The sequence below is a fragment of the Clostridium sulfidigenes genome (assembly GCF_052067195.1).
GTDB lineage: Bacteria > Bacillota > Clostridia > Clostridiales > Clostridiaceae > Clostridium_J > Clostridium_J sulfidigenes.
The window spans coordinates 36405-63227 of the sequence record NZ_JBQHQR010000019.1; the positions used below are offsets into that span (position 1 = coordinate 36405).

The 26823-nt window shown below is 28.5% G+C and carries 27 protein-coding genes; 6 read left to right on the forward strand and 21 right to left on the reverse strand.

Annotated features, from left to right (window positions below; all coding sequences use genetic code 11):
- Position 1: 1 nt before the first annotated feature.
- The 5 genes from ACTNBA_RS17285 to ACTNBA_RS17305 all read right to left on the reverse strand — a co-directional run bounded on the left by ACTNBA_RS17285 (position 2) and on the right by ACTNBA_RS17305 (position 7347).
- Positions 2–3496, reverse strand: a complete 3495-nt coding sequence (locus ACTNBA_RS17285; RefSeq protein WP_441075527.1) for an SbcC/MukB-like Walker B domain-containing protein — start codon at positions 3494–3496, stop codon at positions 2–4.
- Complete coding sequence (locus ACTNBA_RS17290; protein ID WP_441075528.1) at positions 3483–4709, reverse strand: exonuclease SbcCD subunit D; 1227 nt, start codon at positions 4707–4709, stop codon at positions 3483–3485. Before ACTNBA_RS17290 ends, ACTNBA_RS17285 begins: the two co-directional genes overlap by 14 nt.
- A 16-nt stretch (positions 4710–4725) precedes the next feature.
- On the reverse strand, positions 4726–5289 hold the full coding sequence (locus ACTNBA_RS17295) for a histidine phosphatase family protein (RefSeq protein WP_441075529.1): 564 nt from the start codon (positions 5287–5289) through the stop codon (positions 4726–4728).
- 258 nt (positions 5290–5547) lie between these two features.
- Positions 5548–7041 carry a sodium/pantothenate symporter gene (gene panF / locus ACTNBA_RS17300; RefSeq protein WP_441075530.1) on the reverse strand — a complete coding sequence of 498 codons (1494 nt, stop codon included), beginning with the start codon at positions 7039–7041 and terminating at the stop codon, positions 5548–5550.
- A gap of 15 nt (positions 7042–7056) precedes the next feature.
- Positions 7057–7347 carry a YhdT family protein gene (locus ACTNBA_RS17305; RefSeq protein ID WP_441075531.1) on the reverse strand — a complete coding sequence of 97 codons (291 nt, stop codon included), beginning with the start codon at positions 7345–7347 and terminating at the stop codon, positions 7057–7059.
- 288 nt (positions 7348–7635) lie between these two features.
- On the opposite strand from ACTNBA_RS17305, the gene ACTNBA_RS17310 reads away from it, so the two are divergent.
- From ACTNBA_RS17310 to ACTNBA_RS17320, 3 genes are read left to right on the forward strand one after another with little or no spacing between them, the layout of a single operon-like run.
- Complete coding sequence (locus ACTNBA_RS17310) at positions 7636–8460, forward strand: transporter substrate-binding domain-containing protein (RefSeq protein WP_346847555.1); 825 nt, start codon at positions 7636–7638, stop codon at positions 8458–8460.
- A gap of 27 nt (positions 8461–8487) precedes the next feature.
- The gene (locus tag ACTNBA_RS17315; RefSeq protein ID WP_035133830.1) at positions 8488–9168 is read left to right on the forward strand and encodes an amino acid ABC transporter permease; all 681 of its coding nucleotides are present in this window, start codon (positions 8488–8490) and stop codon (positions 9166–9168) included.
- Positions 9155–9877, forward strand: coding sequence for an amino acid ABC transporter ATP-binding protein (locus ACTNBA_RS17320; protein ID WP_441075553.1), 723 nt, complete (start codon positions 9155–9157; stop codon positions 9875–9877). Before ACTNBA_RS17315 ends, ACTNBA_RS17320 begins: the two co-directional genes overlap by 14 nt.
- A gap of 255 nt (positions 9878–10132) precedes the next feature.
- Here the strand turns inward: ACTNBA_RS17320 and ACTNBA_RS17325 are convergent, their stop codons facing one another.
- The 12 genes from ACTNBA_RS17325 to ACTNBA_RS17380 all read right to left on the reverse strand — a co-directional run bounded on the left by ACTNBA_RS17325 (position 10133) and on the right by ACTNBA_RS17380 (position 20588).
- Positions 10133–11020: an NUDIX domain-containing protein gene (locus ACTNBA_RS17325; RefSeq protein ID WP_441075532.1), complete on the reverse strand. Its 888-nt coding sequence runs from the start codon at positions 11018–11020 to the stop codon at positions 10133–10135.
- Positions 10989–11120, reverse strand: coding sequence for a hypothetical protein (locus ACTNBA_RS17330; RefSeq protein ID WP_441075533.1), 132 nt, complete (start codon positions 11118–11120; stop codon positions 10989–10991). Before ACTNBA_RS17330 ends, ACTNBA_RS17325 begins: the two co-directional genes overlap by 32 nt.
- Before the next feature lie 305 nt (positions 11121–11425).
- Complete coding sequence (locus ACTNBA_RS17335) at positions 11426–12721, reverse strand: MFS transporter (RefSeq protein ID WP_441075534.1); 1296 nt, start codon at positions 12719–12721, stop codon at positions 11426–11428.
- A 35-nt stretch (positions 12722–12756) separates the two neighbouring features.
- Complete coding sequence (locus ACTNBA_RS17340; RefSeq protein WP_441075535.1) at positions 12757–14064, reverse strand: MFS transporter; 1308 nt, start codon at positions 14062–14064, stop codon at positions 12757–12759.
- A gap of 368 nt (positions 14065–14432) precedes the next feature.
- Positions 14433–16166 carry an ABC transporter ATP-binding protein gene (locus ACTNBA_RS17345; RefSeq protein ID WP_441075536.1) on the reverse strand — a complete coding sequence of 578 codons (1734 nt, stop codon included), beginning with the start codon at positions 16164–16166 and terminating at the stop codon, positions 14433–14435.
- Positions 16163–17443 carry a radical SAM protein gene (locus ACTNBA_RS17350; protein ID WP_441075537.1) on the reverse strand — a complete coding sequence of 427 codons (1281 nt, stop codon included), beginning with the start codon at positions 17441–17443 and terminating at the stop codon, positions 16163–16165. Before ACTNBA_RS17350 ends, ACTNBA_RS17345 begins: the two co-directional genes overlap by 4 nt.
- Before the next feature lie 84 nt (positions 17444–17527).
- Positions 17528–17704, reverse strand: a complete 177-nt coding sequence (locus ACTNBA_RS17355) for a hypothetical protein (RefSeq protein WP_441075538.1) — start codon at positions 17702–17704, stop codon at positions 17528–17530.
- A gap of 46 nt (positions 17705–17750) precedes the next feature.
- Entirely contained in the window at positions 17751–17921 is a 171-nt protein-coding gene (locus ACTNBA_RS17360) for a hypothetical protein (RefSeq protein ID WP_441075539.1), read from the reverse strand.
- 49 nt (positions 17922–17970) lie between these two features.
- Positions 17971–18138: a hypothetical protein gene (locus ACTNBA_RS17365; RefSeq protein ID WP_441075540.1), complete on the reverse strand. Its 168-nt coding sequence runs from the start codon at positions 18136–18138 to the stop codon at positions 17971–17973.
- Between the two features lie 202 nt (positions 18139–18340).
- Complete coding sequence (locus ACTNBA_RS17370; protein WP_441075541.1) at positions 18341–18913, reverse strand: hypothetical protein; 573 nt, start codon at positions 18911–18913, stop codon at positions 18341–18343.
- 17 nt (positions 18914–18930) lie between these two features.
- Positions 18931–20202: a M16 family metallopeptidase gene (locus ACTNBA_RS17375; protein WP_441075542.1), complete on the reverse strand. Its 1272-nt coding sequence runs from the start codon at positions 20200–20202 to the stop codon at positions 18931–18933.
- 206 nt (positions 20203–20408) lie between these two features.
- Positions 20409–20588: a hypothetical protein gene (locus ACTNBA_RS17380; RefSeq protein ID WP_441075543.1), complete on the reverse strand. Its 180-nt coding sequence runs from the start codon at positions 20586–20588 to the stop codon at positions 20409–20411.
- 186 nt (positions 20589–20774) lie between these two features.
- On the opposite strand from ACTNBA_RS17380, the gene ACTNBA_RS17385 reads away from it, so the two are divergent.
- Complete coding sequence (locus ACTNBA_RS17385; RefSeq protein WP_441075544.1) at positions 20775–22085, forward strand: helix-turn-helix domain-containing protein; 1311 nt, start codon at positions 20775–20777, stop codon at positions 22083–22085.
- Between the two features lie 107 nt (positions 22086–22192).
- On the opposite strand, the gene ACTNBA_RS17390 is transcribed toward ACTNBA_RS17385, so the two are convergent.
- A complete protein-coding gene (locus ACTNBA_RS17390; RefSeq protein WP_441075545.1) occupies positions 22193–23269 on the reverse strand; it encodes a helix-turn-helix domain-containing protein in 1077 nt (358 codons plus the stop codon).
- A gap of 421 nt (positions 23270–23690) precedes the next feature.
- Here ACTNBA_RS17390 and ACTNBA_RS17395 point away from each other — a divergent pair, with 421 nt between their 5' ends.
- Positions 23691–24428 carry an NAD-dependent protein deacylase gene (locus tag ACTNBA_RS17395; RefSeq protein ID WP_441075546.1) on the forward strand — a complete coding sequence of 246 codons (738 nt, stop codon included), beginning with the start codon at positions 23691–23693 and terminating at the stop codon, positions 24426–24428.
- Between the two features lie 153 nt (positions 24429–24581).
- Positions 24582–25241, forward strand: a complete 660-nt coding sequence (locus ACTNBA_RS17400) for a GTP pyrophosphokinase (protein WP_441075547.1) — start codon at positions 24582–24584, stop codon at positions 25239–25241.
- Between the two features lie 124 nt (positions 25242–25365).
- Here the strand turns inward: ACTNBA_RS17400 and ACTNBA_RS17405 are convergent, their stop codons facing one another.
- The 3 genes from ACTNBA_RS17405 to ACTNBA_RS17415 all read right to left on the reverse strand — a co-directional run bounded on the left by ACTNBA_RS17405 (position 25366) and on the right by ACTNBA_RS17415 (position 26627).
- A complete protein-coding gene (locus tag ACTNBA_RS17405) occupies positions 25366–25767 on the reverse strand; it encodes a hypothetical protein (RefSeq protein WP_441075548.1) in 402 nt (133 codons plus the stop codon).
- Between the two features lie 106 nt (positions 25768–25873).
- A complete protein-coding gene (locus tag ACTNBA_RS17410; protein WP_441075549.1) occupies positions 25874–26305 on the reverse strand; it encodes a DUF2752 domain-containing protein in 432 nt (143 codons plus the stop codon).
- 61 nt (positions 26306–26366) lie between these two features.
- Positions 26367–26627, reverse strand: a complete 261-nt coding sequence (locus tag ACTNBA_RS17415; protein ID WP_035133860.1) for a hypothetical protein — start codon at positions 26625–26627, stop codon at positions 26367–26369.
- Positions 26628–26823: the final 196 nt, after the last annotated feature.

The following is a 26823-nucleotide window of genomic DNA, read 5'->3' on the forward strand; positions in this document are numbered from 1 at the left end:
ATTAACTTCTTTCAATCTTAACTTTACTTCCACCTCTACCTGATTCCGCTGGAGTAATTACTAATTTTACTGGCACCCTATTTTTTATAGATTCTACGTGACTTATTATTCCTACCTTAAGTTTATCATTATGAATTCTCTCTAAGGAGCTCATAACTACTTCTAGTAAGTCATCATCTAGTGTTCCAAAGCCTTCATCTAAGAAGAATAGCTCTAAGGGTGCTGTTCCCTTAAGTTGAATTTCTGAGGATAGTGCTAAGGCTAAAGCTAAGGATGTTAGGAATGTCTCTCCTCCTGAAAGTGTAGATGCATCTCTTGAGGCTCCTCCATTTTTATAGTCTCTTATTATGAATTTGCCCTGTTCATCTACTTCTAAACCATAAGTTCCACTAGTAATTTCCTTAAGTCTCTTAGAGGCTTCCATGGATACATATTTTAGTCTAGTAGCAGCTACAAACTCAACAAACTTTTTACCCTTAAATAGCTTTTCTAAATCATCAAGAAGAGCTAATTTATGATCTAATTTTTCTTTTTTATCTAACAATTCCTTTAACTCCAATAGTTTTTTCTTTATATAATTAACCTCTTCTGAACATCTTATATTTACTTCCGTAAAAGCCTTTATTTCCTCTTCTTTTATAGCTTTTTCTTCTTGAACCTGCTGCCAAGCTTCTTCACTTACTTCTCTTCCATTTATCTTTATAAGTAAACTTTCAATAGCCCCATTAACCTTGGATATGCTGTTATTATACTCTTCAATAAATGTCTTTATTCTCTCTATTTCCACCTTAGAAATTACATTATCTTTAACCTGCTCTATATCTTCAAAATTTTCCTTCCTTAAGCAAGCCTTCAAGTAAGTTCTTTCTTCTTCCTCTCGTTTATCTAACTGTCTAACCTTACTTATGATTTCTATTAAAGCTTCATTACAGCTTTTAAAGTCTTTTTCCATGGATTCCTTTTTCTTATCATAACCATTAAAGGAATCTTCTATAGTCTTTATTTCTTCCTGCAGCTGCATTAATAAGTCCTTGAGATTATCGAGATCCCCTACCTTAGATTTTATTTGAAGCTCCTTCTCCTCTGCACTTTTTTCTTTTTCTATAAGGGCAGATTTTTCTTTAGCTAAGTTTTCTCTAAGAGAATTTATGCTTATTTGTAGGGATTCCTTGCTATCTATTAGATCATCTAATCCCTTTCTATACTTTCTTATGTTCTTTTCTAACTCTTCTCTTTCTTTTTCTATCCTTAATATTTCTTCATTTTTTTCTTGAAAACTTTCTACATTGATAGAATTTTTTATGCTATTTATATCATTTTCTAAAGCACTACTAGATAGAGTATTTTTATTAAATTCTAGCTCTACATCCTTATATTGCTTTTCCTTTTCTTCTACTACTGATTTAATAGTATTTCTTTTCCCTTCTAAGGATAGTTTTTCTTCTTTTAAAGTTTTTATAACAGTCTCTAAAACTTCTTTATCTTTATTATACTGTGACAGTTCTTTATCTAGTGCTTTAAATTTATCTTCTAATATTGCTAGATTCCCAACTTTAAAATCATCCCCTAAAGCTTTTATTTCTAGTTCTTTAGCCTTAATGTTTTCTTCTAAATTTAAGATTTTAGTGTTGTCCCTAGTAATATTCATTTCTATTTCCTTAAGTTGATTTTCAAAGTCATGCAGTTTTTCATTTTTTCCAGTTAAGTCTAGGTTTTCTATATGCCTTATATTTTCAACATGATGCTCTAAAGAACCACAAACAGGACAAGGTTCTCCCTTATTTAAATTTTCTCTAAGCTCACTTGCTAAAGTCTCAACCTGCAGCTCTAGTACTTCTGCTTTTAAACCTTTAATGGCCTCATCTATACTAGACTTATTTTTCTCATATTTATTTACTGCTTCCCTTAAACTTTTAATACTTTCTTCTGAGCTTATAATAACTTCAGTTGCAAGGCTATATTTTTTAGTCTTTTCTGCTTCCTCAGATATCCATCTTTGAAGATTCAAAAGGTCAGTAGATTCTCCTGGACAAGTATTAATTAGTTTCTCTAACTGCTCTTCCTTTTCTATAAGCAATGCTTCCTTTTTACTGAGTTCTTCTCTACATAAATCCTCTTTTATGTGTTCTTCTTCCATAATCTTTTTAAGTTTTGTTAAGATTAATCTATCTTTATCTACTAAAGCTTTTAAGTCTAAAAATCTTTCATTAAGTCTAATACCCCTTTGAACTTTTTCCTTTAATTCACTATCTATCTTAAGGGCTTCAAACTTCATCTCAGTTTCTTTTATAACATTTCCACCTTTAAGAATTCTTTTATCTAAAATATCTATTTCTCCCTGAGCCTTCTGTCCCTGCTCATTTAAACTTTTAACATTTTCCCTTAACTCACTAATATTAACTTTTAAAGCATCTAAATTTTTCTTTTCTATTAAAGCATCCTTAACCTTTTCTTCTTTTACTTTTAAGTCAGGTAATTCCTTATCCTTTTTCTTTCTCCAAAAATTCCACTTACTTTCTAGTTCATCTTTTTCTACTTTTAATTTTTCATATTGGAGATTTAGGGCATTTTCCTTTTCCTTCGAGGCTTTTAAATCTCTTAGAGTATTTTCATAACTTTCTATATAAGGTAAAACCCTAGCTGCACCTTCACCAATTTTTAGTTTTTCCTTATACGCTTCTATTTCTTCAGCTTTTCCCATTAGAGCTTTTTTCTTTTCCTCATAGTCTTTAATATCTAAGCTTAACTTCCAAACTTCTTCTTTTTCCTTAAAATCTTCTGCTAACTTCTTAAGTTCCTCATTACCTTTTTTTAGTATATCTGTTGAAGCTTTTAGTTCATCCTCTTTTTCTTTTAATGTATCCTCATTTATATTTTCATAACCCTTAAGCTCACCAGATAGCTCCTTGTATTTACTTTCTTCCTTGATTACTTCAGCCTTTAACTTACTTGAAAGATTATCTCCATACTTTTGTAAATTAAATAATCTCTCAAGCATATCTCTTCTCGTTCTACCCTCTAACCTTAAAAACTCACTAAATTTCCCTTGAGGTAATACTACAGTTCTAGTAAAATCCTCTAAACTTAATCCTATAATCTCTCTACAAGCTGCAGTAACTTCCTTTACCTTATCTGCTAAAATTATGTGCTCCTCAAAAGTCATATCTATTATCTTACATTTTCCTGATATAGGATTACCCGTTTTCTTATCCCTTTTAAATTCTCTATCTACAACATATCTCTTAGGCTTTGCTCCTGAAATTTGAAAGGTATAACTTAAAGCTAGGCTATCACAATTAGTATTTATAAAGTTTGAACTTTTTCTTGAAACCTCTCCATATAAAGCTAAAGTTATTCCATCTAATACTGTAGATTTTCCACTGCCAGTAGGTCCAAATATACCAAAAAAGCCTTGCTCCGTAAGTTTTTCAAAATCTATAAATTGCTCTTCATTAAAGCTATTTAATCCCTTAATTTTAAGACTAATTGGTTTCATTATCTTGGCCTCCTTCTTCTGAGATTATAGACATAAGTAGCTGAACCACTTCATCCTCTGCATCTACTCCTCTTTCTCTTTTATAAAAATCCTTAAATATCTCTTCAAAGGATTTTTCAGAAAGACTCCTAGCATTTTCATCCTCTTCCTCCACACCTATAATCTTAGGCATAATTTCTAGGATATCTCTTTTTAATGTCTTCATTTTCTTAATTTCATCTTCATTTATATATCTATCTGTAGAAATTTCAAGATAAACCCAACAATTTCTATCCTTATTTTCCTCACACTTTAAGATAGCTTCCTCTACTCCATTACATTTCCAAACCTCAATGGGCTTATAAACCTTTATTTCCACCTCTTCTATAACGCTATCTTCTCCAGCCTTCACATCTACTATAAAACATTTATTTTTAAAGCTAATTTCCTTTTTATTATAATGAAGAGGTGAACCTGAGTATCGTGCTCTTTTATTAGTTCCAGGCACTATTTGAGGCTTATGCACATGACCAAGAGCTATATATTGAGCTGACTCTGGAAAACAACTGCCATTTACTATGTAGCTTCCTCCTAGTTGTATGCTTCTCTCTGAACCACTTTCTTCACTTCCCATGGCAAATAGATGTGATACTACTAAATTTATAGTGTCTTCTCTATAATGACCTTCTAAAGTGTGAAATAATTCATGTATTCTATCACTATAAGACATTAATTTTTCTTCTTCACTTTCCATGCCACTATACAATATTTCATTTAATCTTTTTTCACTGGGATAGGGTACTGTTAATATAACTGCTCTTTGTCCATTAACTTCAATTTCGATAAACCCTTCTCCAGATTCAATAAGTCTGTGTTTTCCATAGCTCCCTGGTTGAACTACAGTTTTTGGAGTTCCCACCATAATTATTCCATGGTCCATAGCTAAAGGACCTGCTGCCACTAATCTCTCTGGATTATCATGATTTCCCGATATTACAAGGGTTAGCCTTTCACCATTTCTAGAAACTCTCTTTAAAGTATCATAAAACATTTTTTCAGCTCTAGCTGGTGGATTACTTGTATCATAGACATCTCCTGCAATAATAACCAAATCTATATTATTTTCTTCTACAATATTTACAAAGTCCTTTAAAAACTCTTCTTGCTCATCCATCCTACTCTGACCCTCTAGATTTTTTCCTAGATGCCAATCTCCAGTATGAAGTATTCTCAATTTTGTTCCTCCTCCATTAATCTATATCTATTTCTTTAAATCCTATAAATTCCTCACCCTTAAATTCCATAACAATAATCCAAGGCATAATACTTTTTATTCTATTAAACTCCTCATAACCAAAGGTTTTATTATAATAATTCAATATTGTACTTAAAGCTGTGCCATGAGTTCCTATTACTACATTTTTGCCTTTATTCTCATTTAATATTTCTTTTAATGCTGTTATATTTCTCTCTTGCACCTGTCTAAGACATTCACCCTTAGAAAGCTTGTACTCAAAATCCTCCCATTGACATTTTACAAATTCATTAAAATCATCTATCCATTGATCTGTAATAGTCCGCTCCCTTAAATCCTCTTTAGTTACTACCTTTAAATTTAACGCATCAGCTAACTCTTTAACCGTATCTATTGCACGTTTATATGGACTTGAATAAATTCCATGTATTTTTTTGCTTTTTAATACTTCTGCTACCCTTTTACTATCTTCTAATCCTTTATCCGTTAACGGTCTAATCAAATCTTCATGAATTGAAAAGTCAGGCTCACAATGTCTAACAAAATATATATTGGTCATTTTCCCCTACCCCCTATAAATAAACTATAATTCTATATTATTCTATTATACCTTAAGTTATTTTGTAGTATCATCTTTAATTAAAAACTTACTAGTATTTTTTGAATACTATTGAAGATAGGAAACTAAAAAAGAGTTATATCAAAACAATTTTCTAATCTTAATTAAATATTGTACATTCATTTAAAATAAATATAAGTTCAATACTAATTTAACATTAATTTTGTTTTGATATAACTCTAAACTCATTTAAACACTTTATTCTTCTATACCATAGAATAATTCTATTACATCTCTATCTGGTTTTTTCCCAATATAACTTCCCATTAAGAATGTAATTATAGCTACCACAAGAGCCGGCACTATAGGTTGAACTCCCATTGGTGCAAACTTTGTGATGTAAAATATTATAAAGGAACTAACACCGCAAATCATAGATATTATAGCTCCCATAGCATTAGCTCTCTTCCAATATAACCCAAAGACCACTGGACAAAAGAAAGCAGCCTCTAATCCACCAAATGCAAACAGATTAATAAAAGTAAGTAATGATGGAGGTTGTATTGCAAGAATAAACACTATAAGCCCTATAATTGCTGTGGACCATAGACTCATTTTTGATATTTTCTTTTCAAAATCTTTACCTTCTTTTACATCATAATTTTTCATAATGTAGTTCATATATATATCTTTTATAATTGCTGCAGAAGATAAGATTAACATAGAGGATACCGTTGACATAACTGCTGCTAGTGGTGCTGCAAGAAATATTCCAGCAGCTACAGGATGCATAATATTAATTACTAAAGTTGGAATAACAGTATCTGAATTTGCAATTCCTTTTGGAAGAATTGCTGCAGAAAGTACTCCCGCTAAAAGCATTCCAAACATTAAAATAAAAAATACTACTGTTCCATAAATCATGGCATCATGCATGGATTTACTATTCTTAAACCCCATAGCTCTAACTGTATTTTGAGGAAGTCCAAGGGTTCCTACTCCTACTAATACCCAAAAGGACATGATGTATCCTTTACTAAAATGTTCTCCAGATAAAGGGGTATTCCATACTGGATTAACTTCATTTAAAGTAGCTGAAATAGTATCCATTCCCCCGCCAACCTTTATAATAGAGTAAATAATCAGTCCTGTACCTATTATCATTATAATTCCTTGAATTGTGTCAGTAACAACTACTGCTTTAAAGCCTCCTATGGTAGTATATATAATTACTATTGTACCAAATAAAATTAGTCCTACCAAATAGGAATACCCCGTAATAGACTGAAAAAGTACAGCTCCTCCAATAAACTGCGCCACCATAGTTACAATAAAAAATATTACTAAAGCAATAGATGCCATTATAACTACTGTGGGTGATTTATATCTTTTGTATAAATAATCTGTAACTGTTACAGCATTAATTTTTCTTGATATTATAGCTAGCTTTTTTCCTAAGATTCCTAGTGTTAAAAATGCTGTTGGAACTTGAGTTACTGCTACAAATACCCAACTTAATCCTACAGAATAAGCAATTCCAGGTCCACCAATAAAACTGCTGGCACTGGTATAAGTTGCTATTAATGTCATGGCAAGAACAAACCCTCCCATAGATCTTCCACCTATGAAATAATTATTTATAAATCCATTTTTAGCATTTTCTTTTGCTGAATTTTTGCTAATCCAAACTCCTACAAATAAGTTTAATGCTAAATAAAGAATAATTGGTATTACAATTAACATTTTTTCCATACTACATTCCCCACTTTATTTTTCCTTATGATTATTCTTTTGTTCTTCATCATTTTCCAAATCCATATCCACAAATAAATACTTTACAGTAAATGTTACTGCTACAATAAGTATTATTGGTCCTACAAAACTACTTAATACAAACCACAATGGTAGTCCCATTACATATTTATAAGTAGATGGATCTCCACTTCCTAGCCCAAAGCCAGTAACATACCACCACATAAAATAAAGTATATACAAAATAATAGAAATGATAGCTTCTTTATTCATTTGTCGATTCTTAGCTTTTTCTGATAATTTCATAATCTTACTCCTCTTGATTTCAACATAAATAAGTTTTCTAGAGCTGTACTATTTAGTAATAAGCTCTCATTTTAACAACATAGTAATATTATCACGTCACCATTGAGTTCACAATGGTTTTCATAATTTATTTTCCCCTAATATAGTATTTTAACTTAAATAAATATAAATTTTTTTAATTAATATAAATCTTTTTTAAAAAAATATTAAAAAACTATTGCATATTTATAAGTTATAGTTGTATAATTATGCAACGGTAATAAATTATTATACAAGGGGGATACAATAATGAAAAAAGGTATACTAAAGAAAATTTTTGCACTAGCTATGGTAGGTACCATGTCACTATCTTTAATGGCATGCGGTAATAAAGAAGAGGTGGACTTGCTATCTAAAATAAAAAAAGAAGGAAAATTAAAAGTAGGTATGAGTGTTGATTACGCACCTTATGAATTCTTTATAATGGAAAATGGTGAAAAGAAAACCGTTGGTCTAGACATATCTCTAGTAAGTGAAATTGCTAAAGATTTGGGTGTAGAATACGAAATTCAAGAGATGGAATTTAGCACTATTTGTGATGCTACAAGAAATGGAATCATTGATTTAGGAGTGTCTGGACTATCAGTTAATGAAGAAAGAAAAGAAGTTATAGATTTCTCAAATATATATTTTCAAGCAGAACAAGGAATATTGATAAATAAAAACAATTCTGAAACTATTAAAAGTATTGATGATTTAAAAGGTAAAAAAGTAGGAGCTCAAAATGGTTCTACACAAGCTACTTTAGCTCAGGGAATTGAAAATGCTGATGTTAAGCTATTAGCACAAGTTCCAACTTTAATTCAAGATTTAATAGCTGGAAACTTAGATGCAGTAATTGTTGAACTTCCAGTAGCTGATATACAAGCTATAGTTCATGAAGAATTAGCTGTTGCAAAAGAAAAAATTAATGATACTTCCGGTGGTGGTTCTGCTATAGCTCTTCCAAAGGGACAAGCTACTTTACTAGAAGCAGTTAATAAAACATTAGAAAGATTAGAATCTGAAGGTAAAATACAAGAGTTTTATAAAGAAGCTATAAAATTAAGTAAAGATGAGGTTACAGCTCAATAATTTTTACTAGCTACAAAGGAGGAAGCTATGTCTAATTTAAGTTTTAAGTTTTTAGAAAAATATTATCCAGTGTTTATAGAAGGTATTCAATGGACTTTATTAGTAGCAATGCTATCAGTTCTATTTGGAGCAATCCTAGGAACCCTTCTTTGCTTCATGAAAAGGTCCAAGTTATCTGTATTAAAAGTACCTATTCCTAAGGTTATAGCTTCTATTTATATAGAATTCATAAGAGGAACACCTTTATTACTACAAATTTTTATAGTATATTTTGGTACAACCTCCTTTGGAGTTAAGCTTACTCCTTTAGTAGCTTGTGTAATAGCACTTTCACTTAACTCAGGAGCTTATGTGGCAGAAATAATAAGAAGTGGAATTGATGCAGTAGATAAAGGACAATTAGAGGCTGCAAGAAGTCTAGGTATGAATCAAAGAATGGCCATGCAACATATTATATTACCACAAGCCATAAGAAATATTTTACCTGCTATTGGTAATGAGTTTGTGGCTATAATAAAGGAATCATCTATGGCATCAGCTATAGGTGTAGCAGAAATTACTTATGGTGCTAAGCTAGTTACAGGTGCCACCTATAGAAACTTTGAGCCTTTAATTGTAGCAGCAATCTGCTACTTTATCCTGACATTTACTCTAGGAAGATTAATGGCTTATGCAGAAAGGAGACTTAAAGGAAATGATTCACGTTAAAAATTTAAAGAAAAACTTTGGAGAACTAGAAGTTTTAAAGGGAATTGATGAACATATAACTAAAGGAGAAGTTGTTGTAATTATTGGCCCTTCTGGTTCTGGTAAGTCTACCTTCTTACGTTGTCTTAATCTACTAGAAGAACCGACTTCAGGGGAAATTATATTTGAAGGAAATAATATCACTGATAAAAAGGCTAATATAAATAAACTAAGAGAAAAAATGGGGATGGTATTTCAGCAATTTAATCTCTTTCCTCATAAATCAGTATTAGAAAATATAACTATATCCCCTATTAAGGTAAAAGGTGAAAAGGTTCAATCAGCTAATGAAAAAGCTCTATCTCTTTTAAAAATGGTAGGTCTAACAGATAAAGCTAGTGCTTATCCAAGCTCCTTATCTGGTGGACAAAAGCAAAGGATAGCAATAGCCAGAGCTTTAGCCATGAACCCAGATGTAATGCTATTTGACGAACCTACTTCTGCTTTAGACCCTGAAATGGTTGGTGAAGTTTTAAATGTTATGAAAGAACTAGCCAAAGAAGGTATGACCATGGTGGTAGTAACCCATGAAATGGGCTTTGCAAGAGAAGTTGGGGATAGAATTTTATTTATGGATGAAGGAAAAATTCTAGAAGAAGGCACTCCAGATGAACTTTTCGGAAATCCTAAAAACCCCAGAACTATAGATTTCTTATCTAAGGTTTTATAAGGATAGTAAAAATTCTTAATAAATTTTTATAGAATAATCTAATATATTATCTAATCATTTTTCACATATAAATCCTATTAAAATAGGGCTTTAGCAAAATATATTACTAATCTTATATATAAGCGGTGGAACATCTACCGTAGCTAAAAAATTAGCTTCACATTGATGTATGTGAAGCTGATTTTTTTAATAGAATCCTTCTTTGGCAATTTGCTTTATGTAGTTATATTGTTTTTGTATAAGCTTTTCATATTCTTATACAACCGTTTCCTTTATCTTGTTAAATACTGTTAATTCCCTCTCAACCCAAGGGTTCACATTATCCTTTCCCTCACGGTTAATTAATTCAGTGTTATTAGTAATTGCATCTTCCAGAGAGATGAGCTCCGGTTTAATCTCAAGTTCTGCCTCATATTCATCAAGCTTTTGCTCATTTAAGCTACTAAGGTCTACTTGGCATAAATAATAATGATTTGTCATTGCAAAATATGCATCCGGATCAAATTTATCCGGTCCGACCTCCTTTGTGATACCTATCATATTATTAACCTTAATTAACTTGCAGCCCACTTCTTCCTCAAATTCTCTTCTTAAAGTGGCTTCATAATCTTCGCCTTTTTTTTGTCCGCCTCCGGGAATCTTGTAATCGCCTTTATTAGTCTTTAAAATCAATAATTTATCATCCACAATTACAATTCCTTTTATTGCAATTCTTTCCATGAAACTTTTCCCCTCTGGGATTACTGTTTCTCCTTTGATGATTTCAAACATTTCATTAACCTCCCATATTCTTATATTGTTAGTATCCTTTGTATATACAGATAAATAAAATTCTCTACCTTCTATCCTGAGGCAGTAGGTTATAATTCCAAGTGACAATGTGTCAATATTCTTCATCGTCTTCTCATAACCAGGTTCGCCTGCCTTAACATAGGGTTTACCACTTGCGTTATATCTAATCGTGATGCAAGCATTATCAACGCCGCTTCGTTTGGAAAGAATTTTCTTTGCAACCTTTATGTAGCACTCGGTTTCTTTTGCCGTTTTACTAGTTTTGACATGATTTAACTCATAATCATCCAACCCTATAGCCGCAAGATTATCCTGTAGTTTATTTGATTTGAACAGATATATCTCTGTCATATTTCCAGAAGCTAAACAACATTACACTTCTAAAGAAAAATTGTAGTGAACTACCCGTAGCTACATCTACTACATATTGAAGCATCCATGCCACAGCCACGTTAAAAGCGGCATATATAGTTATAAGTAACGCTGTACTAAAAAACTAAATTTATATTTAAGTATATATTTTTTCATAACTCTAACTCCCTTAACCTCCAAAATTATACATTCACATCCCTAATCACCTTATTTTCTCTCACCATACATAAATCTTTTATTAGGTTAGCCTTTATATATTCATGGTATATAATTACAAATTTCAATGCACTTACTACAAAAGCTGAGACTACGCCTCAGCTTTAACACCTAAAATAAATATATTATTTTTACTTATAAGTAAAAATACTTCATTAATACATATATTTATTGTTCACTAGCATAAGAAAATTTATCTCCTTTTTCATTACTATTAGATATATATAATATTTTTTTAAAGCTAATAACAACTAAAAATAACAAAATGGATGATAATACTACAGATATCCATACAGGATATTTATCAAATAGAAAACCATAAATCATATAAGAAATTGGGTTCATTGCTAATGCACAACTATTTATAGTAGATTTTACTCTTCCCATCATATTTATAGGAATAATTTGTTGTTGCATTACTGCAAAGGCCATATTACCTACAGAAATTATAAGCATCATCATAGATACTGTAAACACAAAAACTGAAAAAGGAATTAATATACTTCTAAATCCACTCATAAATAACGGAGAACAACTCACCGCTAATACTACACCTAAAATTGAAGTTAAAAGTAAATACATGTAAAATATTTTACTAAACTCAAATTTTTTGCATAGTATATTGCTAACTATAGGAGAAATAAGCGTTGCTAATACTATTATAGATTCTACAAAACTATACTGATAGTCACTCACCAAAAATACTTCTTTTGAAATATATGTTATGCCCATAAATAAAATAGGCGTAAAAATAAAATTAGCTATCAATCCTAATATAATTAATTTAGGTAATAGTTTATCAAATCTAATAAAGTTAAATCCTGTAACAAAGTCACTTAAAAAAGCTTTAAAAGTTATTTTATGAGGTTTCTTATTTGTTTTAGGAATACTTATAAACATTTCTTGTATAGCTGATAAGATAAAGCTTAAAGAATTTATAATTAAAATAATAAATATATCAAAAATACCTAGTAATGCTGCTGCTATCATTGGAGACACAAAATTAGTTGTATTGGCAATAAAAGAATCTATTGAATTTGCATCTACTAACTCTTCCTTTTTCACAATACTTGGTATTACAGCATTTATTGCTGGATTAAAAAATACAGATATAATAGTTGAAATTATTACTAATACATATATACTCTCTATAGAAAGACCACTGTTAAGTTTATATATTACCGCATATACTCCTATGAGTAATCCACTAAATAAATCTGAACAAACAATAATTTGTTTTCTATCAAACCAATCAGCTATAACCCCAGCTATTGGTGATAAAACTAATCTAGGTATTATTGCTATACCTAATACTGATGCAAATTTAGTAGCAGATCCTGTTATTTTTAGTACATATAATGATAAAGCAAAACTTTGGATATTACTTCCTAATAAAGAAACTAGTTTCCCCATCATTAAAAATAAAAAATCCTTTTTACGTAAAACGCTTAACGTTGCATTCATATCATATTCACATCCCTGATCATTTTATTTTATGTCTAAATTTCTCCATTATTTAAACCAATAGTTTCGCTTAACTCATTTTTAATTTCATTTTCATTATCACAATTAAATAAAGACTTTCTAAATAGTAATATAGTGATAATTAAAATTATTGAAGATATTAATATACATATTGAAGCGCTAACTTTATCATACATATAGCCGAAAACCATTTGCCCAAAAGGTATAGCTGCCATACAAACTGCACCCATCACTGATGAAACTCTACCCATGAGATTTAATGGAACTTGTTCTTGGAACATTGTATTCATAGTTATATTTGCAAGTGATGTGATGAGTCCTATAAAAAAAGTTATTACTATTATACTTACATATGGTATAAAATTATTATCAAATAAATTTAAGTAGAAATTTGAAGGCACTAAGCTTAGTATTCCAAGTAAAATTCCACTAAACAATATAATATAGAAATACATTTTTCCACCTTTAAATTTATTATACATAGAACTACAGATGAATGGAGCTATCAACATTGATACTACTAGCATAGATTCCATAAGTCCATATTGAAAATCTGATACCATTAATACTTGTTTAGAAATATAGGTTAATCCAATACTAAATACAGGATTATATGCAAAATTAATCACTAGACACAGTAATATAATATTTAAAATCAATTTTTTGTTTTTTATAAAAGTAATACCATCTTTAAAATCATTTCTGAAGCTTTTTATAGTGATGTTTTCTGGTTTAGAATTTATTTTAGGAATTCTTATAAAGGCTTCACTTATACCCGATAGTATAAAACTGATGCTATTTATAATAAGTATTACATAAAGACCGTAGGATCCCATTAAAATTCCTGCTAGTGCTGGAGATAATAAATTTCCTAAATCCATAACAAAAGAACTTAATCCATTTCCATCAACTAATTCTTCTTTTTTTATAATTGACGGCAAAATACTACTAGTTACTGGTTGAAATATTACACCTATTAAAGATAACGTGATTGAAAGAATATAGATATGTGTCATATCTAATCCTCCGGTAATTCTATATATAAGTACAAATATACCTATAATTATTCCGCTTAGTATATCTAATGCAACCATCATCTTCTTTTTATCAAACCAGTCTGCAAAAACCCCTGCTATAGGTCCTAAAATTAGTCTAGGAATTATTGTTATAGCTAAAACAGAAGCAAACTTAGTAGCTGATCCAGTAATACTTAATACATATAAAGATAGTGCAAATCCTTGCATTTGACTACCTATAGATGAAACTAGTTTACCAAAAATTAATAATGAAAAATCTCTTTGTTTTACTAAATACATCTTCATATTATATTCCCCTTTAATCTTTTAATAAATGCCCCATTATCATCACCTACTACCATAGGCTATATGAGATTACATAACTTTATTTACAAATATAGTTTATCATTACAATTATTTTACGTAAATAGTTTTATTTACATAAAGTAATTATTTTTAATATATTTTATATAAATACTAACTCAAACTTCGCACATACAAACATAGCTTAAACCAATGTAAATGCTAATAATAGAAAAGAAAATATATACTTCTTATGTAATAAATTTATTTATATAATAGAAGCTTAACTAAAAAACCCCCTTGGGTTTCCAAGGGATTTTTTAGTTAAATATATGTTTTATAATACTCTTAAAATAAACTCATAACCTATATTAAATGGCTTTATCTATACAATCTATTTCCTTATCTTCAAGGTTATTATTTAATGTATACATACTATAAAAATAACCTTTATTGCTCATCAAAGTATTAAAGTTTCCAGATTCTAATAATCTTCCGCCTTTTAAAACATAAATCTTATCATAGTTACTTAGAACTTCTTCATTTAACTTATGAGTAATTACAATAGCAGTAAGATCTTTGATTGATAAAATAGACTGTTCTATCTCAAAAGAAGTTATATTATCTAAAGCAGAAGTTGATTCATCCAAAAGTAATATAGAAGAATTCTTAATAAGTGCTCTAGATATGGAAATTCTTTGTTTTTCTCCGCCTGATAATTTATTTCCATTCTCTCCTACATCTTCATAAATTCCATTAGGAAGACTACTTACTAATTTATATAGTCCTGCTATTTTTATAACTTTCATTACTTCTTCATCTGTATAATCATTATAAAGTGTTATATTATCCTTTATAGTTCCTGAAAACATAAATACATTTTGATGAATTATTGAAGTTAATTCATATAAATTTTCTGTTCCTATATTTCTTAATTCTACATCGTCTAACTTAATTTCTCCTTGGAAATCACTATAGTATTTTTGAAGAAGTCTAATAATTGTAGATTTACCACTTCCACTCTCGCCTACAATTGCATATTTCTTACCTTTTTCAAATTCTATATTTATATTATCTAATGCTAGTTTACTTTCATCATATTTAAAATTAACATTTTTAAACTTTATAGAATCATTAAAGCTTTTTAGTACAGTTAATTGTTTATTTTCATTTTCATCATGGCTATATACTAAATCATTAACTTTCTTTATTACTTCCTTAGATGATTTTACTTTGTTAATATGTTGAATACCTGCAATTAGTGGACCTGATAAATTATTCATTAACTGTATCAATGCAATTAAAATACCAACTGTAACTTTACCTTTAATAACTAAATATCCTCCAATTAAAATAGGAGCCATAAACATAATTGTTCCTAATAACTCTGCAAAAGAGTCTACAAAACCACTGTATATTGAAAATCTTTCTTTATTTGATTCTAAATCATTGTTAACATTTTTGAATTCACTTTCTGCTTTACTCTCAATATTAAAATTCTTTATTACTTCAAATCCAAGTAATAAATCCTTAATTTTTATAGTGAAGGTTTCTAAACCAGTTGAGTAGTTAAGTTTTTTCCTTGATAATTTTTTAGAGAATAATTGTGGTAAAGTAAATGTACAAATACTTATAACTATAATTATTAAAGTAATATATACATTTATATACATAAGCGATAAAAATGCTAAAGAAAATGTAACAATATTATTTATAATATTGAATATACTTAATACATAATCTTGTTCGATTAATGAAATATCATTATTTAAAACAGATATATATTTAGCGCTATTATTTTTTGTAAATGTAGATATGTCTTGTTTTAACACATTATTCATTAAATCTTTTCTCATAAAGGTTATAGTTTTTCTAATATATCTAGCTTTAGAATACTTTAAAAGTATTTCTACTAGAAAAGCTAACACAATATATAAGCCAAACAACATTACACTTCTAAAGAAAAATTGTAATGAACTACCCGTAGCTGCATCTACTACATATTGAAGCATCCATGCCACCGCCACATTAAAAGCGGCATATATAGTTATAAGTAACGCTGTACTAAAAAAACTAAATTTATATTTAAGTATATATTTTTTCATAGTGCAAATTCCTCCATCCTATTATTTAATAAATCTTTTTCAAATTTAAGTTTTATTTTTTCTTCTAAAGTAAGTCCATCTAAAAATTTGCTATCGCACACATCGCCTTTAATTATATTTTTATACATACAAGGACCCCCACACAAAGGTTCTGTAATACATTCTCTACATCTACTTTGGTTAGTAACAACATAATTTTTAAATTTATAATACATACTATTATTTTCAATTTTCAAGTTACCATTTTCATTGATTTTACCAAAAGATATACCTTTTTCAGCTAATATAGAACATGGAACTATATTACCATTAGGTTGTATTGTAAGTGAATTCTTTGAATATCCATCACATCTATAATTTTTATTGGGAAATGGCTCTATAGTATAACCCTTCCTAAGAGCATCTAAGTATAAATTGTATAAATTCATACTTTTATTATTCTGAAATAAATTACACATATTAATTACTATATTTTTTCTATATTGAGGATCAATTAAATCAAATACTTCAGATATATTACTTATATTATTTTTATCAATATTAATCCTTAATATCAGTTTAACATTATTTTTTAACAGTAAAATTATATTATCAAGTATTTTATCAAAAGTTTTATCTCCATTTAAAAGAGGTCTTTTTTCATTATGATAACTTCTGGTTCCATCTAAAGTAATTTGAGCGGTCGTAATTCTATTTCTTTCCAAAAGACTTATATTATCTTCAGAAATCAAGTATCCGTTAGTTACTATCATCGATTCATATTTACAACGATTATCATAACAAATTTTAATTGCCTCTTGTGATATTCTATTTATTGTATCTGTAGCTAGTAAAGGTTCCCCACCAAACCAAACAATAAATACTTTTTTAACTTTTTGAGATATATCATTAATATATGATATTATTCCATTTTCTGTAAATTCACTCATGTATTCACTTTTATGATCTTCATAACAATAAACACATCTAAAATTACAATCTAGAGTAGGTTGAATTGTAAGAAAAAAAACTTCATTTTGGTATTTCATAACATTTTCGTTATAAATTGCTTTCTCTTTTTCATCAGTAGAATTATCAATAATTCCCCCAATTTTCCATAACTTCTTAATGATATTCAATTCTTCAATAGAATAATTTGATTTGTTTAAATTATTAGTAATACTACCTATAAGTTCATGTTTCTCTTTATCATAAAAAACATATTTCTTTGATATTGTATTAAATATAATAAAATTACCATTATGTTTAACCTTTAAATTATAATTGGAAAATTTCATAGATTACTCTCCTTAATGGAAAAGAGTGATAAATCACTCTTTTTCATGTCTTTTCAAAATATTAATTTAAACTGTTAATATATATTAATTGCTAGTACATTTGTATACATTAATTGTTACTGCTTGTTCTTCTTCTGAATCTAAATCTAAGTATTCATTTGAAAGAGCTTTTGCTAATTCATCACTTTCTATAAACACTTTGCCATCTTGAACTTTATAGTCTTCTTTGTTAATTGTTATACTTTTTTTTATTTCTTCCATATTTTCCACCCTTATTTCTTTCTTATTAATTTTATTCTATTAAATATTAACTACATTTATATATATTAATTGTTACTGCTTGTTCTTCTTCTGAATCTAAATCCAAGTATTCGTTTGAAAGAGCTTTTGCTAATTCATCACTTTCTATAAACACTTTGCCATCTTGAACTTTATAGTCTTCTTTGTTAATTGTTATACTTTTTTTTATTTCTTCCATAATTTTTACCCCTATTTCTTTCTTATTTTCAATATCATTGTAAACACATCTAATCATCAATATGAGAAATTTTAAATATTTCATACCCTATTCCTGGCCGTTCTTCTGATTCATCTAAATTTAAACTCTCATCCGGAATCTTTATTTCATTATTTTTTATAGTACTCTTGCCTATTTCCTTATTACAATGTTTATCTTCTTTTTCTTTATTAATCATAATTAATCCCCCCCCTTCATTTGAAATATATATTAGTAAACTCTCAAGTAGCCATTTTAATTATAGAAGACTAATATCTTCTATTAAATTTGACTGAAAATCTTATAGAGTCTATTAAGTATTTTAGAAAAATATAATTTGCTAATGAAATAAGTTAATTATTATTTAAAAGATTTGCTTTTATTAATTTAAAGTTATAGCACTAATTTCCTAATTTATATGGTGCTAAAATACTTATAAACCCATAAGTATCAGAAGATTCCAAATTCTCTAGAGACTCATATTTACTAAATAACTCATCAAGTTCTTTCTTAAATTCAACCATCTTTTCTTCATCAGCTTTTATAAAAAAAGCTTTAATTTTATGTGGTTTATCGCCATATTTATCTATATTTCTTATAATATCTCTAGTTAAGGATGCAAAGTGTTGTGATGATAACTCTGAATTAGCTTTGCCTTGGTTATCTTTACAATTATCCTTTAAATAATTTAATATCTCTATATCTGTAGATACTAAGTTATAGTTTTTTTCTAATCTACCCTCAACAATTTTCTTGTCCGTTATCTTAATAAGATTCGCTTCTATAAGTCTTTGAACATATAATTGAACCGAAAAACTTGGTACATGTAATTCTTTAGATATTTCACCTATTGTTTTTGAACCAGATAGTAGTATTAGAAGAATATCTAACGCTTTACCATTTAATATATCTTCCTTAAGCTTATTTTCTTCATTTATTAGGGATATATCATATATACAAGGAATATCATTCATACCATAACCTCCCTCCATTAATTTAATTTAAGTAATGAAATTACTTGATCTAAATCACAATTTCCAATAGCTGCTAAACCCATTTTTTCTTCGACAAATATATCTTGAATTGTACTATGCAAGCTCTGGGCATTTACTTTTTTTATATTTCTTATTTCTTGTTCTAATGAAAATAGTTGGCCATTTGAGGATGTTTTGCCTAAGAACTTAAGTTGTGATTTTAAGTCATCTAAATCAAGTAAGGTTCTTGTTTCAAGCATTTTTTTTACTCTATTAATTTCCTTGTCTGTAAAACCTTCATTTTTAACCTTATGAAACTCATCTACCATAATTTTTAGAACTTCATTTACTGATTTATTTTCACAAACCGCTGTAAATCCAAGAGTCCCTCTGTTTTCATAAAAGTTTGCAAAAGATCCTATACTGTATGCTAGCCCTCTTTTCATCCTTATTTCCTGAACTAATCTCGATTCTAGACTAGAATCACCTAATATTTTAGCAATGATATCTATATTAGGTCTTTCTACATCCATATATGAAGGCACCCTAAATCCTATAGATATAGCAGTACTTTTCCCACTTTTATTGGAGCTGAAATAGATACCAGGTTCGCTATCTACTATTTCCTTATACTTTCTAGTTTGTGTATCTTCCCATCTAGTGAAATTTTCTTCAATCATGTTCAATGTATCTTGATAGTCTATGCCTCCTACGACTACAATAGTTGCATTTTCAGGAGTATAAGAATCATTTATAATACTTTCCAAGTCGTCAGATTTAGCATTATTTACATTTTCAATATTACCTACAATTATTCTTCCAACACCAACATTTCCCCAAAGAGATTGGCTTGTTCTTTCTTTTATTTGATTAAATGAAGAGTAGAAAGATATAGTTTCTTGAGTTACAACCTTTTTTTCATTTTCTATAAGTTCCTTAGCAAATGTTTTATTATCTATTACTATTGTAGATAATGTTTCTATACATTTTTCTAACATATTAGATAATCCAGTAAAGTAATATGAAGTTGTTTCCTTAGTAGTTCCTGCATTATATACAATTCCTTCAGACGATACTTCATTTATTAACCTTTTAAATCTTGGATTATTGTCATTCTCTATATTTATCATTAAATGCTCTATTAGATGAGATAATCCATTTTGCTCATCACTTTCATACTTGCTTCCTTGTTTTATCCAGATACCACAAGCCATAGTTCTAGCATGAGGTATTTTATGCATTATAACCCGTAATCCATTCTCTAGATAAACACTCAATATATCATACAATTATTATCACCTACTATCTTAGATTATATTAAAAGTAAATAATTTTATTTACAATTTTAGTTTATCACGGCCTTTTATATTTGTAAATATGTTTTTTTACAATTTCGAAAATATTTTTAATATATACTCGATTACATATACAATCTGATATAAACACCATTACTTAATATGATAATTTCTATAAAAGTTTTAAGTAGTCTAAATTTCTACTTAGGAAGACCTTCTCCAGGTTCTTCAACCATGGGGAACGCATTAATACTTGTATCTAATGTAGTATATTTCATATTATTCACACTATTGATTAACATACTTTTATCCCCTTGATATAAGCCTATGGACGTAAATAACCCCATAATTATTAATAAAGATACTATAGTTTTTTTCATTTTAATTCTCTCCTTTTAATATAAATTACGTAATGTAAATCCTAAAATTCAATGTAAATTTCAAATTTTACTTTTTAAATATACCATATTATGTATTGTTTGTAAACCTTTTGTTTTACAAATTTTATTTTTTATGATATAATTCTTATAATATATAATTTATATACTAATAAGGAGCGTAATTAAATGGAAATTTTATCACCAGGTCAAAAAATTAGAAAAATTAGAAAAGAACTTAAAATTAATCAAAAAGAAATTACTGGGGGTGAAATAACCCGTGAACTTATTAGCATAATCGAAAATGATAAGTCTACTCTCACACCAACAGTAGCGCATATAATTACAGATAATATAAACCGAATATGCAAAGAAAGGAATATAGATTTTAATTTAGATACTGAGTATTTACTAGAGGATATTAATGCTCAAACAAATAAAATTGCTAGTAAATATATAATTTTTTTATGTAATAATGAAGATAATATTTCAAAGGATTTTACTAAGGATATTGAAGAGATTGAATTATTTTTAATGAAGTATGATGTCCCTGAGAAAAAAATGATTATATATGAAAAAATTGGAGACATATTAAAGAAGCAAAAGGAATTTAACCGAAGTTATATATACTATATAAAGGCTTTTGAAAATCATAACAGATTATTTAATGATATTAGATTATTTAATCTCCTTCAAAAGTTAGGGGGTATATGTATATATCTAGGTAAAGATAAAGAGGCTCTAGATTTCAATAACTTAGCACTTGTATATAATGATACAATATCAGAAGATTTAAGGTATAAAGTGATGTATAACAACACATTAGCTTATATGCATCTTAATGAACATGATAAAGCTTTACTTGAAATTGAACATATTGAGAGCACATTTAAGACACTTACTAAAGAAAATATACTTGAACTTAATATATTAAAAGTAAATTGTCTTAGATATAGAAAGTTTTATAGTGATGCATTAAATGTAAACAAATCTATGTTAAGTACACTAAGTAATAATGATACAGAAAACATTATATTAATTACTGCAAATATCCTTGATATATATACAGTGTTAAAGGATATAAATAATATAAAAATATATATAGATAAACTAATTTATATAATAAGTAATTGTAGTAATGTTAAGGAAAGCTATCCTTGCCCTAATGCTTATAATCAACTAGGAATTTCTACCAAATTAATTGGTAATATAGAGCTTTCTATTGAATGCTATAAGAAGTCAATACAACTGGCTAAATCTCAGAGAAATAAAAGAGTATTATTAAAATCATTAGACCAGCTTTTGACTATACTTATTGAAGAAAATAATTTAGAAGAAATAAATACTTTTAAAAATGAAGTTCTTGAATTAATATCATTAAATATCATTGACCAGAGTATAACTCCGGTACTAAAACTTATGAAGTTTTATAGTGATATTGGCAGTGAAGAAAACTTAAGCAGCTTGTTAAATTTTATATTAGAATGTAAAAAAGATTAACAACCCAAAAAACAGTAGAGAATTTGTATTAACTTCTCTACTGTTTTTATTTAATTTCTATTAAAATTCTCCGCATAACCTAACAACTTAAAACCACATAAATTACTTTACATTTCAGAAACAGCATTTTTTAGTGCTTTAATTGCATCTTCATACTCTAGATTTCCACATAATACTTTCAAATCTTCTTCATCCATAAGTGATTGAAATAACTTCTTTCTTATTATCTTCTGCCCTTCCACATTCACCTCTAATTTAAGATTTTCAAAATAAGGGTTATTGCTATAATCATATTCTGTAGAAAGTAGCTCTTTTACATAATTGTTAAACCATTTTGCAGCAAGCTCCTTGTTCCCTATTTCAATATATAGCCTACAGTAATTATATGCTCCTGAACCCATCCCTATTTTAAATGTATTTTCAACTTGATTTAGAGCATCTAAATACAAAGTTGCCTTTTCATAATTATGTTCACCTTTTGAGAGCCTTGCTAATATTGCTATCATTGCAATGCTTTGGTTTAAATACTGTAATAACATTCCTTTACACATATTTTCTGCTTCTTCAATCTTTCCCTGTTTCTGTAACAATGAAGAATATAGTACCATGGGATCTATAAATGAATTTGATAATTCCTTAAGAGCCCTTTCACTTTCCTCATAGTTTTCTAAGGTCATTTGTATATTAGCAATAGAAAATAAAGCTACTGATATATACTTTGAAACCTTACTTTCAGTAACTTGATAAAGCAAAGTTAAGCAATACTCCATTCTTGATTTTATACATTCCTCCGAAACATTACCTGACATCATAGAATACATTTGAATCAATTGTGCAATTATCAATTTTAAATATACACTATTAGGGTATTCTTTCTCATATTCTTTACATCTTAATTCCCCATCCATATAACCATGATGTAAAAATACTTCAACTAATTCTTTTTTTATATTAATCACTTCTACTTCAGAAAGCTCTTGTTGAAAGGAAAGCAAAACATCTAAAGAGGTATCAAAGGCTCTTGCCAATGGCGCTAATAAAGAAATATCTGGTGTTGAATTTCCAGTCTCCCATTTGCTTACCGCTCCAGCTGAAATTCCAATCATACTTGCCAACTGCTCTTGAGTAATCTTTTTTTCTTTTCTCAAATGTAAAATAGTCTCTCCAATATTTAATCTATTCATATTCACTACCTCCGCCTTTGAGCCTTTTTAGTACTTTTATTATAAGCTTAATTACAACTGTCAACAATGGAGAGTAGTTCATACTTAAGTTGAAAAAACTTGAGTGATATTCAACTTTATGGTTATAAGTCATAGTTATTAGCCTATTCTATGTCTCATATCTCAAATATCATTATAATTTTTTTGTATAAACTCAATAAGCGGCTTAAGATTTTCTTTGTTTGTCCAATCGAAGTTAGAGCCAATTGCTTGCATTAATGCAGCTTCCCAAGGTTCGTATTTGTTAGGGTCTTTTTTTGCAACAGCTTTTTTAAGAATATTACAAAGGGTTTTGTCTTTCCAACATGTTCTATAAGTATATTTTATTTTCTATAACTTCGTGTCATAATAGGATTAATAAATAATTTATGGAGATGATTATATGAATACTGAAATAGAAAAACTAACACAAATTTTAAGAAATAGCAATAACATAGTATTCTTTGGTGGTGCAGGAGTATCTACCGAATCAAATATACCGGATTTTAGAAGTGCCAATGGGCTTTTTAATGCAAGACTTAACATGACCCTTTCTCCTGAACAGCTAGTTTCTCATACTTACTTTATAAGATTTCCTGATGAATTTTTTAATTTTTATAAGGCAAAGCTTATATATCCTGAAGCTAAACCTAATGGAGCACATATAGCTCTTGCTAACCTTGAAGAAATGGGTAAACTTAAAGCAATCATTACTCAAAACATTGATGGACTTCATCAAGCAGCTGGTTCTAAAAATGTATTTGAGCTTCATGGCTCAATTCATAGAAACTATTGCATTAAATGTAATGATAGCTATGATATGGATTTTATTTTAAATTCTAAGGGAATACCTACTTGTCCTAAATGTAGTGGAACTGTTAGACCTGATGTAGTTTTATATGAAGAAGGTTTAGATGAAACTGTACTTAAAGGAGCTATCGATGCTATCTCAAAAGCAGACACATTAATTATAGGTGGAACTTCTCTAGTGGTTTATCCTGCAGCTAATCTTATAAACTATTTTAAAGGCAAAAATCTAGTGCTTATAAATAAAAGTAGTACTTCTGCTGATTCTAGAGCAGACTTAGTTATTCACGATTCTATTGGGAAAGTATTAAGTGAGTCAGTTAATTTTTTATAAAATAAAGGTAGTCATTGACTACCTTTTATTAACCAAAGTCTTATGTTATTTTCTCATTAATATTTCTATATTAATTTTATGTCCACTTTAATAAAAAAGCAATTTATATTATACTATTATAAGACCTAATACATATACAAAGGAGAATTTATTATGCCACAATTGCCTTTTAAGGATCTTAAAAACATAGATATTTCACAATTTGGTACCCAAATTGAAGATTTTAAATCTCTTTCTTTAAAATATCGTTGTGCCCTTCGTGAAATCGAAACAAAATTTGCAATACTTAATGATGAATATAAAAGTATTCACTCTTATAATCCTATTGAACATATGAAATCTAGACTTAAATCTCCTGAGAGTATACTTGAAAAACTTCAAAGAAGAGGATTAGAACTCTCTATTGAGTCTGCAGAAACTTTAACTGATATTGCTGGAATTAGAGTTATTTGCTCTTTTCTCAGTGATGTTTATGAAATTGCAGCTTCAATTAAGGCACAAACTGATTTAACTATTATCAAGGAACGTGATTACATAAAAAATCCAAAAGACAATGGTTATCGCAGTCTTCACTTAGTTGTTAGTGTTCCTGTATTCTTCTCAAAGAAAGTTGAAAATGTTCCTGTAGAGATTCAATTTAGAACAATTTCAATGGATACGTGGGCAAGCCTAGAACATAAGCTTAGATATAAATATGAGGGCGAAATGCCTGATGATATTAGCACCATGCTGTTAAACTGTGCTGGTACTACAACACACCTTGATGAGGAAATGCTTATGGCACGTAACAGACTTATGAACAATCATGTTTAATGCTTAATTAAGTAACGCTTTTACAAATATATATTTAGTTTTCATAAAATTTGAGCATGTTCTCTAATATAGAGACATGCTCAAATTTTATTTAAATTATTTTATCTTAGTAAGGTTTTGTATTTTAATCTCTATTAGGAACTACTTTTGTATCATATAAAAGGTCATCTACTTGATAGTCATTAATATTCAAATTTATTTTTTCCTGCATAAGCTTTAGTATAAGTTCTTCCTTTTCATCTTCAAATATACCAGAGTTTTGAATATTTTCTATGAAACTGTCTAAATCATAAATAATACAATCTCCTTCATAGGCTCCTAATTCAGTACATATATCTACTGAAGCTTGAAGGGGGTCTGTTCCATAATCAACATAGACTTTACTTCTATCATCTGATAATTCTTCTATTTTTCCTACATAATATCCTGCCACATATTTTCTTGCATCATCCTCTTCTCCAAAGCCTAATACGTCTCCATTTGGTGTTACAACTATATAATTATGATAAGGTACACGTGTATTCATAACTAAATGCATTCTCCTTTTCAGTGGATTTTACTATACTATATATTAAGTTTTCCAAAGGATAGAATTATTATACTGAGCAAAAATGAAATAATTATTACACCTTCTAAACCCTTGATAAATCTAATATATAAAATAGAATTCCATAGATTATAAAAGAAAAGCACATAAATACATGATATATAACATCAAATTTTATTATATTATTTCTAAATTTATTATCCATTAATTTTTTCTTTGATAATAATATTTTCATTCTAAAAAAAATTTCAAATATCCCTAATAAAACTGCTGGTACTGATAATAAGTTTAGCTTAGGAGCAAAAATATCACCAGATATAATATTTCTCATATCTCTAGTAAATCCACAAAGAGGGCAAGGCTCTCCTAAAATTCTATAAGAAAGGCATCCATAGGTGATAGGAAATAATTTATTCACAACTCTAGATATAAAGGGTAAAAATATCATAGCTATTACTAAAGTAATTAATATAACATTAAAAATATTATATTCTTTTATTATTCCTTCGCTTTTCAAATTTTAACCTCCTTGTAACTAAAATAAGATGCCTATACAGACATCTTTTAATGATATAATTTTACACTGCTGCTCCTAATGAAGCTAATCCCACAATAAATATTAAAAATATAATAGCCATACATATTCCTATTATGGAACATATAAATCCACCTTTAGCCATTGCAAAAGCTTCACCTGATTCTTTCTTTTTCTTCATGTCTATAATTCCTAATACCACACCTACAACGCCTAGGATTAGAGATAACCACCATAGGCACCCCCATGAAATTACAGCAAATACAATACTACAAATTCCAACTACTAATGAAGCAACACCCATACAAAATCCTCCTTGTAAATTTTATCACTCCATTCATTTTATTAATCTGCATCGAATATTATTACAATTTTATTAACAAAATCATTAGTGCTAGTATACTTTTATGGACACAACCCAATATAAACAGTTAAAATGAATGTATGGAAAGGAAGTGTCCATGTGAGAAATACAGGTAAAAGATATACAGATGATTTTA

Coding starts and splice junctions, on each gene's coding strand:
- ACTNBA_RS17360 (WP_441075539.1), bottom strand. CDS start 17,921: ATGGAAGAAATAAAAAAAAGTATAACAATTAACAAAGAAGACTATAAA.
- ACTNBA_RS17365 (WP_441075540.1), bottom strand. CDS start 18,138: ATGATTAATAAAGAAAAAGAAGATAAACATTGTAATAAGGAAATAGGC.
- ACTNBA_RS17390 (WP_441075545.1), bottom strand. CDS start 23,269: ATGAATAGATTAAATATTGGAGAGACTATTTTACATTTGAGAAAAGAA.
- ACTNBA_RS17305 (WP_441075531.1), bottom strand. CDS start 7,347: ATGAAATTATCAGAAAAAGCTAAGAATCGACAAATGAATAAAGAAGCT.
- ACTNBA_RS17295 (WP_441075529.1), bottom strand. CDS start 5,289: ATGACCAATATATATTTTGTTAGACATTGTGAGCCTGACTTTTCAATT.
- ACTNBA_RS17340 (WP_441075535.1), bottom strand. CDS start 14,064: ATGAAGATGTATTTAGTAAAACAAAGAGATTTTTCATTATTAATTTTT.
- ACTNBA_RS17405 (WP_441075548.1), bottom strand. CDS start 25,767: ATGAATACACGTGTACCTTATCATAATTATATAGTTGTAACACCAAAT.
- ACTNBA_RS17320 (WP_441075553.1), top strand. CDS start 9,155: ATGATTCACGTTAAAAATTTAAAGAAAAACTTTGGAGAACTAGAAGTT.
- ACTNBA_RS17395 (WP_441075546.1), top strand. CDS start 23,691: ATGAATACTGAAATAGAAAAACTAACACAAATTTTAAGAAATAGCAAT.
- ACTNBA_RS17355 (WP_441075538.1), bottom strand. CDS start 17,704: ATGGAAGAAATAAAAAAAAGTATAACAATTAACAAAGAAGACTATAAA.
- ACTNBA_RS17370 (WP_441075541.1), bottom strand. CDS start 18,913: ATGAATGATATTCCTTGTATATATGATATATCCCTAATAAATGAAGAA.
- ACTNBA_RS17315 (WP_035133830.1), top strand. CDS start 8,488: ATGTCTAATTTAAGTTTTAAGTTTTTAGAAAAATATTATCCAGTGTTT.
- panF (WP_441075530.1), bottom strand. CDS start 7,041: ATGGAAAAAATGTTAATTGTAATACCAATTATTCTTTATTTAGCATTA.
- ACTNBA_RS17400 (WP_441075547.1), top strand. CDS start 24,582: ATGCCACAATTGCCTTTTAAGGATCTTAAAAACATAGATATTTCACAA.
- ACTNBA_RS17325 (WP_441075532.1), bottom strand. CDS start 11,020: ATGACAGAGATATATCTGTTCAAATCAAATAAACTACAGGATAATCTT.
- ACTNBA_RS17310 (WP_346847555.1), top strand. CDS start 7,636: ATGAAAAAAGGTATACTAAAGAAAATTTTTGCACTAGCTATGGTAGGT.
- ACTNBA_RS17350 (WP_441075537.1), bottom strand. CDS start 17,443: ATGAAATTTTCCAATTATAATTTAAAGGTTAAACATAATGGTAATTTT.
- ACTNBA_RS17415 (WP_035133860.1), bottom strand. CDS start 26,627: ATGGGTGTTGCTTCATTAGTAGTTGGAATTTGTAGTATTGTATTTGCT.
- ACTNBA_RS17335 (WP_441075534.1), bottom strand. CDS start 12,721: ATGAATGCAACGTTAAGCGTTTTACGTAAAAAGGATTTTTTATTTTTA.
- ACTNBA_RS17285 (WP_441075527.1), bottom strand. CDS start 3,496: ATGAAACCAATTAGTCTTAAAATTAAGGGATTAAATAGCTTTAATGAA.
- ACTNBA_RS17345 (WP_441075536.1), bottom strand. CDS start 16,166: ATGAAAAAATATATACTTAAATATAAATTTAGTTTTTTTAGTACAGCG.
- ACTNBA_RS17380 (WP_441075543.1), bottom strand. CDS start 20,588: ATGAAAAAAACTATAGTATCTTTATTAATAATTATGGGGTTATTTACG.
- ACTNBA_RS17385 (WP_441075544.1), top strand. CDS start 20,775: ATGGAAATTTTATCACCAGGTCAAAAAATTAGAAAAATTAGAAAAGAA.